This is a genomic window from Nocardia acididurans (assembly GCF_016741815.1).
GTDB classification, from domain to species: domain Bacteria; phylum Actinomycetota; class Actinomycetes; order Mycobacteriales; family Mycobacteriaceae; genus Nocardia; species Nocardia acididurans.
The window spans coordinates 348,435-365,007 of sequence record NZ_JAERRJ010000006.1; the positions used below are offsets into that span (position 1 = coordinate 348,435).

Annotated in this window: 11 protein-coding genes; 4 read left to right on the forward strand and 7 right to left on the reverse strand. The window is 69.8% G+C overall.

The genetic code is table 11. The features are described from left to right. The first annotated feature begins 4 nt into the window (after positions 1-4). Positions 5-778 (forward strand): ABC transporter ATP-binding protein, encoded by a 774-nt coding sequence (locus JK358_RS17545; protein ID WP_201948760.1) that lies wholly within the window; start codon positions 5-7, stop codon positions 776-778. Beyond that, positions 778-3,399 (forward strand): ABC transporter permease, encoded by a 2,622-nt coding sequence (locus tag JK358_RS17550; RefSeq protein ID WP_201948761.1) that lies wholly within the window; start codon positions 778-780, stop codon positions 3,397-3,399. The genes JK358_RS17545 and JK358_RS17550 overlap by 1 nt, the downstream gene beginning before the upstream one ends. Positions 3,400-3,482: 83 nt before the next feature. Here JK358_RS17550 and JK358_RS17555 read toward each other — a convergent pair whose 3' ends face one another. From JK358_RS17555 to JK358_RS17575, 5 genes are all read right to left on the reverse strand, one after another. Next, positions 3,483-5,066 (reverse strand): serine/threonine-protein kinase, encoded by a 1,584-nt coding sequence (locus tag JK358_RS17555; protein ID WP_232851414.1) that lies wholly within the window; start codon positions 5,064-5,066, stop codon positions 3,483-3,485. Between the two features lie 119 nt (positions 5,067-5,185). Next, positions 5,186-6,355: a VWA domain-containing protein gene (locus JK358_RS17560; RefSeq protein ID WP_201948763.1), complete on the reverse strand. Its 1,170-nt coding sequence runs from the start codon at positions 6,353-6,355 to the stop codon at positions 5,186-5,188. A 175-nt stretch (positions 6,356-6,530) separates the two neighbouring features. Further along, positions 6,531-8,807, reverse strand: coding sequence for a DUF5682 family protein (locus tag JK358_RS17565; protein ID WP_201948945.1), 2,277 nt, complete (start codon positions 8,805-8,807; stop codon positions 6,531-6,533). 5 nt (positions 8,808-8,812) lie between these two features. Then, a complete protein-coding gene (locus JK358_RS17570; protein ID WP_307817583.1) occupies positions 8,813-9,925 on the reverse strand; it encodes an ATP-binding protein in 1,113 nt (370 codons plus the stop codon). Further along, entirely contained in the window at positions 9,922-12,831 is a 2,910-nt protein-coding gene (locus JK358_RS17575) for an SWIM zinc finger family protein (protein ID WP_201948764.1), read from the reverse strand. The genes JK358_RS17570 and JK358_RS17575 overlap by 4 nt, the downstream gene beginning before the upstream one ends. A gap of 209 nt (positions 12,832-13,040) precedes the next feature. Between JK358_RS17575 and JK358_RS17580 the strand changes: the two genes are divergently transcribed. After that, on the forward strand, positions 13,041-13,352 hold the full coding sequence (locus tag JK358_RS17580; RefSeq protein WP_201948765.1) for an Rdx family protein: 312 nt from the start codon (positions 13,041-13,043) through the stop codon (positions 13,350-13,352). On the opposite strand, the gene JK358_RS17585 is transcribed toward JK358_RS17580, so the two are convergent. After that, positions 13,349-13,573, reverse strand: a complete 225-nt coding sequence (locus JK358_RS17585) for an FmdB family zinc ribbon protein (RefSeq protein ID WP_201948766.1) — start codon at positions 13,571-13,573, stop codon at positions 13,349-13,351. The genes JK358_RS17580 and JK358_RS17585 overlap by 4 nt on opposite strands. Before the next feature lie 94 nt (positions 13,574-13,667). On the opposite strand from JK358_RS17585, the gene JK358_RS17590 reads away from it, so the two are divergent. Then, positions 13,668-15,230: a carboxylesterase/lipase family protein gene (locus JK358_RS17590; RefSeq protein ID WP_201948767.1), complete on the forward strand. Its 1,563-nt coding sequence runs from the start codon at positions 13,668-13,670 to the stop codon at positions 15,228-15,230. Positions 15,231-15,248: 18 nt separating this feature from the next. On the opposite strand, the gene JK358_RS17595 is transcribed toward JK358_RS17590, so the two are convergent. Beyond that, entirely contained in the window at positions 15,249-16,568 is a 1,320-nt protein-coding gene (locus JK358_RS17595; RefSeq protein ID WP_201948768.1) for a cytochrome P450, read from the reverse strand. Between the last annotated feature and the right edge of the window lie 5 nt (positions 16,569-16,573).

Below are 16,573 nucleotides of genomic sequence, written 5' to 3' on the forward strand. Positions count from 1 at the left end.
CACCATGACTTCGAATGTCTCGGAAACCGTCACCCTGGGGAAGGGGACGGCCCCGGTCGCCGCCCGCGCGACCGATCTGGCGAAGATCTACGGATCGGGGGATACCCAGGTACGAGCACTCGACGGGGTGTCGGCCGAGTTCGCACGCGGTGAGTTCACCGCCATCATGGGCCCCTCGGGCTCCGGCAAATCCACCCTCATGCACTGCCTGGCCGGCCTCGACTCGGCCAGCACCGGCACCGTGCACATCGGCGACACCGACCTCACCCAGCTCTCCGACAAGCAGATGACGGCCCTGCGCCGCGACCGCATCGGCTTCGTCTTCCAGGCGTTCAACCTCGTGCCCACGCTGACCGCGCTGGAGAACATCACCCTGCCGCTCGATATCGCCGGTCGCAAAGCCGACGAGGAGTGGCTGTCCACCGTCACCAAGCGGCTCGGGCTCACCGACCGGCTCAGCCACCGGCCCAGCGAGCTGTCGGGCGGTCAGCAGCAGCGCGTCGCCTGCGCGCGTGCGCTGGCGGGCAAGCCCGACATCATCTTCGGTGACGAGCCCACCGGCAACCTGGACTCCCGGTCCTCGGGCGAGGTGCTGTCCATCCTGCGCGCGGCTGTCGACGAATTCGGGCAGACCGTGGTCATCGTGACCCACGATCCGCGCGCCGCCTCCTACGCCGACCGGGTGGTGTTCCTCGCCGACGGCCGCATCGTCGACGAACTGCGTTCGCCCACCGCCGATTCCGTGCTCGACAAGATGAAGTCGCTGGAGACCGTCTGATGTCCGGAAGTCCGATGCGCAAGGTCGCCTTGCGCAATCTCGCCGCGCACAAGGTGCGGCTCGTCCTCACCCTGCTGTCGGTGGTCCTCGGAACCGCCTTCATCGCAGGCTCTTTCGTCTTCACCGACACCCTGTCCAAGACCTTCGACAATATCTTCGCCAACCAGGCCAAGGGCGTCGACGTCCGGGTCAGCCCGAAAGAGCAGATGGCTCAGGGCATTCCGGTGACCGTCATGGATCAGGTGCAGGGCATGCCCGGCGTGCGCGTCGTCGCGCCCGGCATCAACGGGCCCGTATCCCTGCTCAAGGACGGCAAGTACGTGCAGACCGGCGGTGCGCCCACCGTCGGCCAAGCCTACCTGCCGCCGGACAAGGCCGTCGCCGAACAGGAGAAGTTCGTCGCGGGCGTGCCACCCGCCGCGGCCGGTCAGGTCGCCATCAACGAGGGCGGCGCGGAACGCGCGGGCCTGAAGGTCGGCGACAAGGTGAAGGTGGTGACGCTGGCCAAGGGTGATATCGAGGCCACCATCTCCGGCATCTACCAATTCGAAGGCGACAGCGGCGGCTTCATCGGCCTGCAGTTCGACGAACAGCAGGCGCGCCAGCTGTTCACCGACGGCAAGCATCTCGCCTATGTCGACGTCGCCGCGCAGTCCGGCGTGAACGCCGACCAGCTGCGCGACGAAATCGCCACGGCCCTGCCCGATTACAAGGTGCAGAACGGCGACCAGGTCCGCGAGGACATGAAGAAGCAGCTCGGCGACGCGCTGAAGTTCATCAACTACTTCCTGCTCGCCTTCGGCGCCATCGCGCTCATCGTGGGCACCTTCATCATCTACAACACCTTCTCCATGCTGGTGGCGCAGCGCCTGCGCGAACTCGCCCTGCTGCGGGCCGTCGGCGCGAGCAGCGGGCAGGTGGGCCGATCGGTGGTCGGCGAGGCGCTGATCGTCGGAATCATCGGCAGCGCACTGGGTCTCGCGGCCGGTATCGGATTGGCGTTCGGATTGTCGGCGCTGTTGAACGCCTTCGATCTGGGACTGCCCACCGGCACCATGGCGGTACTGCCGCGCACCGTCGCCGTCGCCATGATCGTCGGCGTACTCGTCACCGTGGTGAGCGCGTACGCGCCGGCGCGGCGGGCCGCCACCATTCCGCCGGTCGAGGCCATGCGGGAGGAGTTCGCCTCCTCGGCCGAGACGCGGCGACTGGGCGCGGTGGGCGGCGGCGTGGTCAAGGGACTGCGCGGCATCGGACTGGGTGTGCTCGCGAATCCGCTGCAGGCCGTGCTCACCTCCAAGTGGCTGCGCGTCGGCATCGGCGCGGTCATGACCGTGGCCGGGGTGGCCCTGGTGATCATCGGGGCGCAGGGCACCGGCGGCAATGCCGCGCTCACCGTCGGAATCGGCGCGCTCGCACTGATTCTCGCGGTGCTGCTGGTGTCGCCGGCACTGTCCAGGCCGGTGATCAGCGTGCTCGGGGTGCTCGTGATCCCGTTCGGGCCGATCGGGCGGATGGCGCGCAACAACGCGCTGCGCAATCCGCGCCGGACCGCGGCTACCGCCTTCGCGCTCACCCTCGGGCTCATGCTGGTCTCGGCCATCGGCATGCTCGGCGCGTCCGCCAAGGCCAGCATCGGGGAACTCGTGGACAAGGGCGTCAGCGGCGACTACATGCTGGCGGGGCCGCCCAACAGTTTCATCGGGGTGCCGTTGAAAGCCACCGACGAGGTGAAGAAGGTGCCCGGCGTCCAGGACGTGGTGGCCTTCCACGGGGCGCAGGTCAAGATCGACGGTGACACCGTGTTCGTGACCGTGCCCGAGGGGCCGATGAAATCGGTGATGAACTACGACATCGAGAAGGGCAGCGACACGCTCGGCGCGAACGACATCATGATCTCGGAAACCTTTGCCGGGGAACATGATTGGTCGGCAGGCGAGTCGGTCGAGCTGACCGGGCTGGACGGGAAGAAGTATCCGGTCACGGTGTCGGGCATCTTCAAGGACACGCCGCTGCTGCAGAACGTGGTGACCTCGATGCCGCTGTACGAGCAGCTGGTGCCGGCCAGCTACCAGAGCAGCTTCGTGATCATCCTCAAGGCCGTGCCCGGGGCCGATCTGCAGACCATGCGCGCCGACCTCACCAAGATCGCCGAGAACTACGGCAACGTACAGGTGATGGACCGGGAGGACTACAAGGGCGTACAGGGGCAGCAGATCGACACCATGCTCGCCATCCTCTACGGGCTGCTCGCGCTCGCGGTGGTGATCGCCATCCTCGGCATCGTCAACACCCTCGCGCTGTCGGTGGTGGAACGGCGACGTGAGATCGGCATGCTGCGCGCCGTCGGCATGCAGCGGCCGCAGATGCGGCGCAGCATCTACCTGGAATCCATGCTCATCGCCATCTTCGGCGCACTCGTCGGCGTGGTGCTGGGCCTCGGCCTCGGCGTCGGATTCCTGCGCACGCTACAGGATCTGGGCCTCGACACCATCGCGGTGCCGTGGGGCCAGATCGTGCTCATGCTCGTCGCCTCCGGCGTGGTCGGCGTGCTGGCGGCACTGTGGCCCGGCATCCGCGCGGCGCGGACGCCCCCGCTGGCCGCCATCGCCGACATCTGAGCGTCACCACGCGACGCCTGTCCCTACCGTCGCGTGGAGACAGTTCCGGCCGGTCACGCTCCGAGGTGACCGGCCGGAAGCCGTCACAGCGACAGGTGCGGCGAAAACTCCTGTGCCAGGGCGACACTGGTGGTCGCGGGCGGGCTACCCGGCTCGGGGAGCGACTTGGTGCTCTTGGCGATCAGCGCGATGGCCACGATCGCCACCACGATCACCGCGGTCACCACGAACACGATCAGCCCGACCGGCGTCGACTTCCGCTCCGGCGGAAGGTAATTCGGCGGCGGCGTCGGCGGGGTGTAATTCGGCCGCTGCCCGAAACCCTGATTCGGCGGCGGCCCCTGCGGCCGCTGCACGACCGGATTGATCGGCGAGGACTGCTGACTCGGATACCCCGGCTTCACGAACGCCGGGTTGGCCGCCGACCCCTGCGAACCCTGGAACGAAGGGTTCGCCGGAGATGATTGCGGTCCTTGGAAGGACGGGTTCGCGGGGGAGGACTGCGGTCCTTGGAACGAAGGGTTCGCCGGGGACGACTGCGGCCCCTGGAACGCCGGGTTCGCCGGAGATGATTGCGGCCCTTGGAACGACGGGTTCGCCGGAGACGACTGTGGTCCCTGGAACGAGGGGTTCGCCGGGGACGACTGCGGACCCTGGAAGCCCTGGGCAGGCGGGCGGCCCGCGGCGGAGGCGGGGGCGCGCGGTGGCGCGGGCGGGGGGATGACCGGCTGCGGGCGATTCGGGGTGGGCTGGCGCGGGGGCTGTACGGGCTGGGGCTGCACGACCGGCTGCGGGTGCGCGGGGGTCGGCGGGCGCGGTGGGGCCGGCGGCGCGGACAGGGCGCGTTCGGCGGCGGCCGCGAATTCCGCGCAGGAGCGGAACCGTTCCTGCGGGCGCTTGGCCAGCGCGCGGGCCAGGACGGCGTCGATGGCGCGGGGGAGTTCGGTGCGCAGCGGGCTCGCGGGCGGCGGCGGCTGCTGCAGGTGGCCGCGGATCACGGCCGCGGGGCTGGTGCCCTCGAACGGCACTGCGCCGGTGAGCAATTGGAACAGCGTGCAGGCCAGTGCGTACTGGTCGGAGCGGCCGTCCAGGGTCGCGCCGGTCAGCTGCTCCGGGGAGGCGTAGGCCAGGGTCGCGGTGACCGTGCCGGTCTGGGTGAGGTGGCCGGTGTCGTCACGCAGCCGGGCGATACCGAAGTCGGTGAGATACACCCGCTCCATCCCCGCCCCGCCCTTACCGGAGGAGCGGGCCAGCAGGATATTGGCCGGTTTCACATCGCGATGCAGCACGCCCTGCGCATGCGCGTAATCCAGCGCCTTCGCCGTCTCCGCGATGATCTGCGCCGCCCGCATCGGCGGCAGTGAACCAGGGTTGACGGCCGTCGCGTTCACCCCGTCGATGTACTGCATGGAGATCCACAGCTGCTCACCCTCGGTGCCGCGGTCGTACACGGTCACGATATTCGGGTGATCGAGCTGCGCCACCAGGTCCGCCTCCCGCACGAACCGGGCCTTGATCTCGTTATCGGCGAACATCTCCTGATTGAGCAGCTTCAACGCCGTCTTACGCGGCAGCCGGGGATGCTGGGCCAGATACACCGACCCCATCCCACCCCGGCCCAGCTCGCGTTCGATCACGTAGCCGGCGAAGACCTCACCAGAGTGCAAAACGCAGCCCCCGTTCCCGAGACAGATCCGCACGCAGCCTAGCAGTGTTCGATCAGGCCACCCGTCTGCCATTTTGTGCCCTGAGCGCTGCTCGCCGCTCCCGGTTTCGGCCGAAACCCTCAGGATCGACCGGCGTTGAGATGTGCCCAGGCCCCGACATCACCCCGATCCAGAGCCACCGCCAGCAGGTCCGGGAATTTGTCCGGAGTGCAGGCGAAGGCGGGGACGCCGAGAGCCGACAGGGCGGCGGCATTGTCGCGGTCGTACGCCGGAGCGCCCTCGTCGGAGAGGGCGAGCAGCACGACCACCTGGACGCCCGACTCCTTCATCGCCCGGACCCGGCGCAGCATCTCGGCGCGGACACCGCCCTCGTACAGATCGGAGATGAGGACGAAGAGGGTGTCGGCCGGACGGGTGATCAGGGATTGGGAGTAGGCGATGGCCCGGTTGATATCGGTGCCGCCGCCCAGCTGGGTGCCGAACAGGACATCGACCGGGTCGGCCAGCTTCTCGGTGAGATCGACCACCGCCGTATCGAATACGACCAGCGAGGTCCGCAACGAGCGCATGGTGGCCAGCACCGCGCCGAAGACCGACGCGTAGACCACGCTGGAGGCCATCGAACCGGACTGGTCGATGGCCAGCACCACATCGCGTTTCACGGCCTGGGCCTTGCGGCCGTAGCCGACCAGGCGCTCCGGGACCACGGTTCGATGGTCCGGGAGATAGTTGTGCAGATTCCTGCGAATCGTGCGGTCCCAGTCGATATCTCGCAGGCGCGGGCGGGCGACTCGGGCGGCGCGGTTCAGCGCACCGCCCACCGCCGCCACCGTCTGCGCGGCGATGCGGCGCTCGATCTCCCGGACCACCTTCTCCACCACCGTGCGCGCGGTGGCCTTGGTGGTTTCGGGCATGACGCGGTTCAGGCTCAGCAGGGTGCCGACCAGGTGCACATCGGGTTCCACGGCCTCGAGCAGTTCCGGCTCGAGCAGGAGCTCGGTCAGGTTCAGGCGTTCCACCGCATCGCGCTGCATCACCTCGACCACCGTCGACGGGAAGTAGCGGCGGATGTCACCGAGCCAGCGGGAGACCTGCGGGGCCGAGCCGCCCAGACCACCCGAGCGGCGGCCACCGCCGTTGCCGCCCCGGTCATCCGCGTCGTAGAGCGCGTTCAGCGCACGATCCATGGCCGCGTCATCGGGCGAGCCGAGCCCACCCAGCCCCGCTTCCGCGGACCCGCCGAGCACCAGCCGCCAGCGCCGGGCCTGAACCTCGTCGACATCGGTCATTTCGTGTCCCCTTCAGCAGATTCCGCTGTCGCGATTCCAGGGTGAGCATTCACCCTCGTCCGGGCGGGGGTTTTCCTCGTCACCCCGGCGCGGACTCTCGTCGCCATCCCCGACGCCGCCTTCTTTGTCATCCCGGCGTGCCTGTGGCCGGGATCCATCGCACCCGATCCGGCCATCACGCCACCCCCAGGATTTCCGAGACCGCGCGCAGCGCCAGCGCCCCACGCTCCGTATCGAATTCGGTGGTCCCCCGCGCCGAAGGCGTTGGCGCGCCGTGCCGTACGGCCTGGGCGATGGACTGCTTCTCGCCACTGTCGAATGCGCCGAAGGTGCGGCGCAGCAGCGGCAGCGTCGCCACGAACTGGTCCTCGGGCAGGCCGCACAGCCAGGAGTCGATGAGGCCCAGCAGGTTTCGGTCGTGCACCAGCAGCAGGCCGCGACCGCCGAGGAAGCCGTCGATCCAGGCGGCCTTGTCGGCGGCACTGTGGCCCACCGAGAGCGCCGCCGACAGCCGGCGGGCGGATTCGGCCGCGTCGATGATCTCGGCGTCGCAGAGCAGGCGCACGGCGCGGCCCACCAGGGTGCCGTGCACGTCGGCCCGGTCGGCCAGGGCGGTGAGCGCGGAAAGCCAGGTGGCGGTGGCCCATTCGTTGTCGCGGGCCGACAGGGCCAGGTGCACGGCGTCGATGAGGGCGCGCAGCTCGGTGGCGGAGTCGGCATCCAGACCCGTGACCGCGCTGGGCAGGCCCGCGCAACCGCGCAGCAGCAGGCTGTCGGCGACCCGGCCCAGTGCGGCGGTGTCGGTGCCGCGCACGTCGCCGTAGCGCAGGGTGCGCAGCAGGCCGGGCAGCGCCGCCAGCAGATGGGTGACGTCGTGATCCAGGGCCGCAACGGATTCCAGCCGGGTGATGAGACCGTTCGTCGCGCCGCCCAGATCCGCGAGCAGGGCCGATTCCAGTGCGGTCGCGACCGTGCCGACGGTGGCGTCCGGATAGGCCACCGTGTCGAGGACCTTGGCCTCGGCGGCGGTGCGCAGGGTGGTGCCCCAGCGAGCCGCCTCCACAATGGCGACGGCCAGCTCCGGCCGCCAGCGCAGCGTCCACGTCTCCCGGAAGGTGCCGGTATTGCGGACCTGACTCTGCGCGAGCCGCCCCCAGTCGATGCCCAGCAGGCGAAGCCGGTGCAGCAGACGGGATTTCGCCGTGCCGCTGTCGGTGCGCAGATCCAGATCGACCGTCCGCTCCTGCGCCTCCTGCTTCATCCGCAGCGATCGCAGCTGCGCGCGCAGATCCGCCTCCAGCGGGACGGTGGGCGTCCCCTCCGGCACCGAACCCAGCGCCTCGCCCACCACCAGCTCGGTGGTGACCAGCCGCAACATGGTCTCGTCGCCGTCGCAGAGCACCGCCCGAGTCGCCTCGGTGACCTCGGACAGTCCGACCATCGGCCGCTCGCGCATGGCGGCGAGAGTCTCCGCCAGCCGGACGGATTCGATGATGTGCGCACTGGATACGGGCAGGTCATTCGCCCGCAGCGTCCCCGCCACCCTGGTGAGCCAGCGCGCGATCGGCTGCTCGGTCTGCGTGAACAGATGGTGATACCACCCGGGCGACGTAACCCCCGCCCCATAACCCGAAGCACTCGCCAGCCGCGAATGCGTCCACGGCACCCACGTCAGCGTCGCCTTCCCCTTGGGCAACCCCTTCAACATCCGGGCATCCGCGGCGGCAGGTCCGAGCTTGCCCTCCAGCGCGGGCGCATGCCACGCACCGCACACCACCGCCAGCCGCAACGCCCCGTCCTTCAACACCTTTCGCATCACCTGCCGCATATACGCCTCCCGGCGCAGCGTGTGCAGATCGACCACAATGCGCTGCGAGGCGAAGGCGATATCCATGGAACCCGCTTCGGCACGGGGGTTTTCGTCGCTCTCGTGCTCGGCGAACTCGCGCAGCGCGGCCATGGCCTCGTTGACGGCGGTGAAAATCTCCGCGTCCGAGGTGGATTCGACAATGGCGTCCCACCAGCGTTCGGCGTCGTCGTAGCCCCCGGCCTCGGCCAGCAGTGCCAGCGGGTCGGTGCGGTCGCCGGGCTCGTTCTCCATGGCGAGCGTCACGGCGGCGGGCAGATCGCAGAACCCCACGCGCACACCGTTTTCGGCCGCATAGCTCAGCGCCTGCCACTCCGGGGAGAACACCGCGAACGGCCACATGGCGGCCCGCGCCGGTTCGTCGGGGTGATACCCGAGCAGTGCGACCGGCGGCTCCATCCCGTCGGCCGCGACGAAGGCGGCCAGCGGATCGGCATCCGCCGGGCCTTCGATGAGAATCGCGTCAGGACAGTACTTTTCGAGCGCCAGACGCAGCGACCGCGCCGAACCGGGACCGTGGTGGCGGATGCCGAACACCCGCGTCTCCGTGGTCCGGGCGCTGTGCGCCGAATCGCCGGGCGGCACCGTGGTCACTGGTGCACCTCGCGGCAGGCACGGTAGAAGTCGGACCAGTCGGGGCGCTGGCGGACGACGGCTTCCAGGTATTCGGTCCAGACTACGGAGTCCGCTACCGGGTCTTTGATGACCGCGCCCAGGACCGCGCCCGCGATGTCGGGGGCGCGTAGGGTGCCGTCGCCGAAGTGGGCCGCCAGTGCGAGGCCGTTGGTGATGACCGAGATTGCCTCCGCGGTGGAGAGGGTGCCGGAGGGGGACTTGAGTTTGGTGCGGCCGTCGGCGGTCATGCCGGAGCGGAGTTCGCGGAAGACCCGGACCACGCGGCGGACCTCTTCGGCGGCGGCGGGGACGGCGGGGAGTTCCAGCGCGGCGCCGAGTTGTTCGACGCGGCGGGTGACGATGGCCACCTCTTCGTCCTCGCCCGCGGGGAGGGGGAGGACGACGGTGTTGAAGCGGCGGCGCAGGGCCGAGGAGAGTTCGTTGACGCCGCGGTCGCGGTCGTTGGCGGTGGCGATCAGGTTGAAACCCTTGGCGGCCTGCACTTCCGCGCCCAGCTCGGGCACGGGCAGGGTCTTCTCCGAGAGCACGGTGATGAGGGCGTCCTGCACATCCGAGGGGATGCGGGTGAGCTCCTCGAGCCGGGCGATGGAGCCCGCCTTCATGGCGGTCATGATCGGGGAGGGCACCAGGGCGGCCTCGCTGGGGCCTTCGGCCAGCAGGCGCGCGTAGTTCCAGCCGTAGCGGATGGCCTCCTCCGCCGTGCCGGAGGTGCCCTGCACGAGCAGGGTGGACTTTCCGGAGACGGCGGCCGCGAGATGTTCGGACACCCAGGTTTTCGCGGTGCCGGGCACGCCGATGAGTAGCAGCGCGCGGTCGGTGGCGAGGGTGGCGACGGCGACCTCCATGAGGCGGCGCGGGCCCACGTACTTGGGGCTGATCACGGTGCCGTCGGGCAGCGCGCCACCCAGCAGATAGGTGACCACCGCCCACGGCGACAGCTGCCAGGACGGCGGGCGCGGGCGGTCGTCGGCGCGCGCCAGGGCGGCGAGTTCGTCGGCGAAAGCCTGTTCGGCGTGCGGGCGCAGCAGGGCGTCCGAGGCGTGGGTGGTCTCCTGCGTGCTGGTCACTGCAACTCCTCGAGCATCGTCTTGCGTTGAATGAGGTCGTGGGCGAGCTGGTCGAAAGCCTGCTCCCAGTAGGGGTCCGCGCATTTGCGGGCGATGGTGGTGACCGTGCCGGACACCGTCACCGGGAAGTGGGTGGAGGAGGCGCGGAACAGGGTCCGATACGAGCCCGGCACCAGGCTCGGCGCGCCGGGCCGATCCGCGCACAGGTCGGCGCGCTCCAGCAGCAGGCGCAGCACATGCTCGGCCATGGCGGCAGGCCACGGATGCGGGACGGCGCGCAGCAGGGATTCGATCTCCGCGAGCCAGCTGCTGTCCATCTTGCGCAGGTGCCGGATCTGATCGTCGAGGGGTTGCAGCGCGAACAGCTCGCGCAGCTTCTCGCTGTCGGCCTCCCCGGCCGGCTGCTCCGCGTAGGCGGCGAACAGCGCCCGCGCCCACTCCGGATCCCGTTGCGCCAGTACCGCATCCGACCAGCCCGCGAACATGGGCCCGCGCACCCCCTCGGACATGGACACCCGCACGGCCTGCTCGGCCGGGCCGAGCAACCGCTCCCACTGCCGCAGCGGCGTAGCGGCCACCACCCGGTGCAGCCATTCGGCCGCCACATCCGGCGACCCCTCGGCCTGATAGGGCAGGTACCCCACCGCATCTCCCACCCCGTCCCGCCGCGCGGCATCATCCAGCACGCCCGGCCCCGTGGTGGTCAACTGCGGCCGCGACAGCCGCCGCCCGAAACTCAGCCAGGCCGCGGCCCGTTCGGCCATCCGCCGCGCGAACGCCGAATCCGGCAGCCGCCCCAGCAGATCCGCCGCCGTTCGCCGCACCTCTGCCCGCCGATCATCCAGCGCCGTCTCCAGCAATGTCTCATCCGCGAGGGACAGCCCAGCGCCGAGTACAGCCAGCAATTCGGCCTTTCCGGGGCCGGATTCGGTGCCCCACGAACCGGCCAGCGCCGCTCGCGCCGCATCCGGATCGCGCCGCCGCAATTCCGTCAACCACGCGCGCCGTTCCGCGGCCCGCCCGTGCGACCACACCGACTCGTCCTCGGCGGCGGCCCGCACCAGCGGCTTCCACCCCGGATGCTGCCCGGCCAGCCACCGCCCCCGGGCCCCCGCCAGCCGCAGCAGCGGTTCCCGGTGTGTCGCAAGCGCTTTCGCCCGCTCCAGCAGCACACTCGCCAGCGAATCCGGAGCCCGATAACCGACCTGCTCCGCCGCCGCGAACCACTCCTCCAGAAACGGCGAATTGTCCGCCAGCAACGCCGCCAGCCGCGCCCCCGCGGCCTGCGGCAGGAGCGGCCGCGGATCGTCCTCCGCGACAACCGGACGCGCGGTGGATGCGGTCGTCACCACCCCGCCGCGTGCGAAGCAGTCCTGCAGCGCAACGGTTTCGAGCAGTCGCGCGGCCGGATCGTCCGACGGCGACGCCGCGGGTGCCAGCCGGGCTGCCAGTGTGGCGACGGGTTCGGTGAGGGAGACAGCGTCGATCGGGCGGCGTGCGGTGCCCACCAGCGCCACCGAGACGAGATCGGCGGTGCCGTTGCCGGTGGCGGCCGGGGCGGCGGCGGAACCGATGTCGGCCGGGGCGGTATCCACGATGGAGCCGTCGGCCAGGGCGGAGATGGGTATCAGGCCCGCGGCGGTCCATTCGCCGATCAGGGTCAGGGGGTGACCGCCGGACAGGCCGAGAAGTCGCCACGGTTCGCCGTCGCTGGTGGAAATCGGGAGGGTGGAATTATCGGATTGCAGGACGTGCCAACCGGTCTCGTCGCGCAGCGGAATTACCTCCGCGAGGCATATCGGCCACGAGCGGAGAAATGGATCCGCTCCGATTGCGGCAGCATAGGTGTGCAGGGCCGAGGAAATGCTGCCCGGGTGATTGTCGGCGGAATTGCCGGGAGCAAGGGGAATCGTGGTGAATGGTTCGGGAATTGCGTGGCGTTCGCCCCAGATCGCGCGCAGGGGTGCGGCGCCGGGGTAGAAGTGCAGCTCCGCGTCGACCAGGGAGCCGGGGAACGGGGTGTCGGGCGGGAAGCTGGGGCCGCCGTAGTGGTGATCGAGGATCAGGGCCCAGCGGGCGGTCGTCCGGCCGCGGAGCCAGACGCGACGGGTGTAGAGATTGTCTTCGCTGGTCACGCGCTGGCCCACGACCATCCAGTGATCGCGCACGGGTGGTTCGGTGCGGACCGCGTCGGCCGGGTGCGGGTAGCCGATGTGGGCGCGGACGCCGGCGCGCAGTGCCGGGGAGAGATCGTCCAGGCGGCGGTGGGCCGTGGCCAGCAGGTGCAGGCGGGCGAACTCGGTGAGCAGCAGTCGCGGCCAATCGGCGTGGGCGGCCAGGCGGGGGAGATGCCGCAGGGCGGCGGCCACGCCGGGCGCCTGCGCGTCGACCATGCGGGCGGCCACCGCTTCGAATGCGGTGTGCGACCGGTCGGTCTGGGCGAGGCCGGTGCGGACCTGATCAGTGAGCCAGGTGTCGAGGTCGGCCAGACCGGCGCAGACGCGGGCGTGACGCTGGTCGGCCGTGACGGGATTCGCGGTGCGGGGCGACTTGGCTTCCGGCGCGGCCTTTTTCGCCTCGCGGGCGGCACGGCCGGCCAGCCATTCGGCGGCGAAGGACGCGACCGTGCCGGTGGCCGCCACACCGCCCTCGGCCCAGGTGAGCAGCAGGCCGAGGGAGTGCTTGCAGGGGAACTTACGGCTCGGGCACGAGCACTTGTAGGCGGGACCGGACAGGTCGACGACGGTCTGATACGGCGTGCTGCCGCTGCCCTTGCACAGTCCCCACAGGGCGGTGTCGTGCTGTCCGGTGCCGCTCCACTTGCCGCGCAGCTTGCGGGCGGCGGTGAGCGATGCGGCATCCGGTGCGAGCGCCGTGATCTGCTCGGTGGTCCAGGCGGTGGTCATCGATCCCCCTTCCTTCGTCGCCTTGATTTCTATCGCATGGCACCGACAGGTCGGCGGCGGTTCGGACGAAGACCGTTGAGATTGCTGATATTTCGCTGGAGCGTGAATCTGAAACAGGAATTGAAAAGTGAAAAGAATTGGGAAAAGGCTCTTTTGGTTCCATCCGCGACATTTTGCGAGCCCGGTTCGGCGCGAGTAGTGTGCCCGATATGTCCCGCGTCGCGATCGAATACTGCACGCAGTGCCGCTGGCTGCTCCGCGCGAGCTGGATGGCGCAGGAGCTGCTGACCACCTTCACCACCGACCTGTCCGAGGTCGCACTCGTCCCCGGCGAGGGCGGTGTCTTCCGCATCACCGTCGACGACGAGCAGATCTGGGAACGCAAGGCCGACGGCGGTTTTCCGGACATCACCGTTCTCAAGCAGCGGGTCCGCGACCGCGTCGCGCCCGGCCGCTCACTCGGTCATGCCGATAAAGCGGACAAACAGGATGTAGCGGAAAAACAGGATGTAACCGACTAGCCGCAGCACCCGCCGCCGCAGCAGCCCCCGCCCGAGGGCGCGGCCGGAGCGGAAACCGGTGCGCCGCCCCCGCCGCGGGACACCGTCCCGAACGTGGTGAGCAACTTCACGGTGTCCCCGTGCCCCTGCGGGCAGGCCGCCGGATCCGACGCCTCGGCCATGGGGCGGGACAGTTCGAAGGTATCGCCGCAGCTGCGACACCGGTACGCATAACTCGGCACGTGCCCAGCGTAAACGACGGCACGCTGATCGTGCTGTCCCGATCCGTCCACCTCCACTGGGTACCCTCGATTTACGGAGTACGAGGAGGTTGGCGTGAGCACTCGGTTCTTCGATGCCGAAACCGATGAGGACACCGCCCCGGTCGCCCGCACCACCTACGGTGACGTGCGCGGCGTCAGGCAGGGCCCGGTCGCGGTCTGGCGCGGCATCCCCTACGCGGCCGACGCGGGCGGCCCGAACCGATTCCGCCCGCCCCAGCCGCCGGAACCGTGGGACGGCGTGCGCGACTGCCTCGAATTCGGTGAGATCGCCCCGCAGTCCGCGGGATTCGTGCCCGTCGAATCGTCCCTGCGCATGGGCGAGAACTGTCTCTGGCTCAATATCTGGGCCCCCACGCAGTCCGCCGACGAACCCCGCCCGGTCATGGTGTGGATCCACGGCGGCGCGTACTGCCTCGGCACCGCCGCCCAGGCCATCTACGACGGCCGCAAACTGGTCGAAACCGGTGACGTGATCCTGGTGTCGATCAACTACCGGCTCGGCTCGCTCGGCTTCCTGGACCTGTCCTCGCTCGGCGCGGAATTCACCCCCAACCTGGGCCTGCACGACCAGATCGCCGCCCTGGAATGGGTGCGCGACAATATCGCGGCCTTCGGCGGTGATCCCGGCAATGTGACCGTCTTCGGCGAATCCTCCGGCGCGGGCTGCGTGACCGCCCTGCTCACCTCCCCGCGCAGCGCGGGCCTGTTCCACCGCGCCATCGCCCAATCCCCGCCCGCCACAACGGTTTTCGGGCCCGAACGCGCCGCCGCGGTGGCCGCCCGCTACCTGGAACTGCTGGAGCTGACCCCGGATCGCGCGGGCGAACTGTTGGAACTGCCCATCGATCGGATCGTCAGCACCGCCGCGGTCCTGCTCGACGAGGTGCCGCGTCAGGAACCGGGCCGGTTGGCCGCGGTACCCGTGGTGGACGGCGACATCCTGCCCACCTACCCGACCGAACGCTTCCGCGAGGGCCGCTCGCACCGGGTGCCGCTGCTCATCGGCACCAACCGGGACGAGGCGTCGATGTTCCGGGTGTTCCGCTCGCCCATCATGCCCGTCACCCCGGACGCGGTGAACGCCATGCTGGCCGGGGTGGCCGCCGAACATCCCGGGCTGTCACCCGAGCGGATCGCCGAAATCGCCTCGGCCTACGGGGATTTGAACACCTCGCGGGCGGCGCTGACCATGTCCACCGACGCGGCCTTCCGGATGCCCGCGCACTGGGTGGCCGACGCGCACTCCGCGCATTCGCCGACCTGGATGTACCGGTTCGACCATGCGACGCCCATGCTGAAGGCGGCGCGGGTGGGGGCCGGGCACGCCACCGAATTGCCGTACGTGTTCGGCAATTTCGGCTCCTTCGATCGTGACCCGACCTTCTGGCTGGGTGGACGCAAAGCGGCACAGGAGGTTTCGGGCCGCATGATGCGCCGCTGGCTGGCCTTCGCCGCCTACGGCGTGCCCGCCGCCATCGACGGCTCCAAGCACTGGCCGCCCTACAGCACCGGCAGCCGCACCACGCTGGTCATCGACACCGCCGACCGGGTGGTCGACGACCCGGATCGCGACCGCAACTCGGTGTGGGGCGACCAGGCGGTGGGGTTCTACTGAGGTGGGGATACGGGGGGTCTACGCGGCGGCGGGAACCTGGCGGCCGAGGTGGACGGGCAGGTGCGCGTAGCCGTGCAGGTTGAACTGGAGCCTGCGTTCGGGGGTGCCCGCCAGGCGCAGGTCCGGGAACCGCTCGAACAGGGTGCGCAGCGCGTACGCGCCCTCCATGCGGGCCAGGCTGGCCCCCAGGCACACGTGCGGCCCGCTCGAGAACGACAGGTGCTCTTTGACATTCGCGCGCGTGATGTCGAAGGCGTTCGGGTTCTCGAAGATCTTCGGATCCCGGTTCGCGCCCGCCAGGATCATCACCACCACATTGCCGGGCCGCAGCGTCACCCCCGCGATCTCCATCTCGCACAGCGCCATTCGCGCCGTGGACTGCACCGGTGAATCGAAGCGCAGAACCTCCTCCACCGCCTGCGGCCACAGTGCGGGCTCGGCGTGCAACAGCTCGAGCTGATCCGGATGCGCCAGCAGCTGCGTCACGCCGTTGCCGATGAGGTTCACGGTGGTCTCGAAGCCCGCGCCGAACAGCAGGCTGGCCGTCGACTTCAGCTCGTCGGGGTCGAGTTCGTTCGCGGTCACCAGGCTGCTGAGAATATTGTCGCCAGGGTTCGCCCGCAGCTCGGTGATCAGATTGTCGAGAAACGCGTCCACCTGCGCCAGGGTGGCCGCGGCCAGCCGGTAGGTGCGCAGCGGCACACCGAAGTCCAGCAGTGGCGTCACCCGGTCGCCCCAGCTGAGGAACCGTTCCCGATTCTCGGAATCGACTCCCACCCCGAGCATTTCGGCGATCAGCGCCATGGGCAGCTGGGCGGCGAAGGCTTCGATCAGATCCACCGTCCCGTTCGCGGGCAGCGCGTCGAGCAGCTCGGTGGTCACCGACTCCACCCGGTCGCGCAGTTTGCCGATGGCGCGCGGCGTGAACGCGGCCGACACCGATTTGCGCACCCGCGTGTGATCCGGCGGATCCAGCATGAGCAGGGACGGCGGGTCCACCGGGTTCGCGGGCAGGATCGCACTGCGCAGCAGCCGCCGCAGCGAATCCGGCATCTCCGCCTTGCCCGGCGTATTGATATCCGGGGTGATGAACGCGCCGAACCTGTTGTCGCGCAGGATGCTCCGGCTCAGCTCGTAGTCGACCGTCACCCAGTTGATGGAGGTCGGAACCAGCCGCCCGGCCTGCCGCAGTTCCTCCACCACCGGATACGGGTTCTCCCGGCCCTCACTGCCCACCATCAACCGCGCGAACGGGTCACCGCGCCTGGCCCGGCGGCGCAGCATCGCGCGCGGCATACCCTGCTCCATCGTCCAGCGTATCCACTGCCGCGGCTTCATCGTGT

Coding starts and splice junctions, on each gene's coding strand:
- JK358_RS17560 (WP_201948763.1), bottom strand. CDS start 6,355: ATGACCGATGTCGACGAGGTTCAGGCCCGGCGCTGGCGGCTGGTGCTC.
- JK358_RS17550 (WP_201948761.1), top strand. CDS start 778: ATGTCCGGAAGTCCGATGCGCAAGGTCGCCTTGCGCAATCTCGCCGCG.
- JK358_RS17575 (WP_201948764.1), bottom strand. CDS start 12,831: ATGACCACCGCCTGGACCACCGAGCAGATCACGGCGCTCGCACCGGAT.
- JK358_RS17545 (WP_201948760.1), top strand. CDS start 5: ATGACTTCGAATGTCTCGGAAACCGTCACCCTGGGGAAGGGGACGGCC.
- JK358_RS17595 (WP_201948768.1), bottom strand. CDS start 16,568: ATGAAGCCGCGGCAGTGGATACGCTGGACGATGGAGCAGGGTATGCCG.
- JK358_RS17580 (WP_201948765.1), top strand. CDS start 13,041: ATGTCCCGCGTCGCGATCGAATACTGCACGCAGTGCCGCTGGCTGCTC.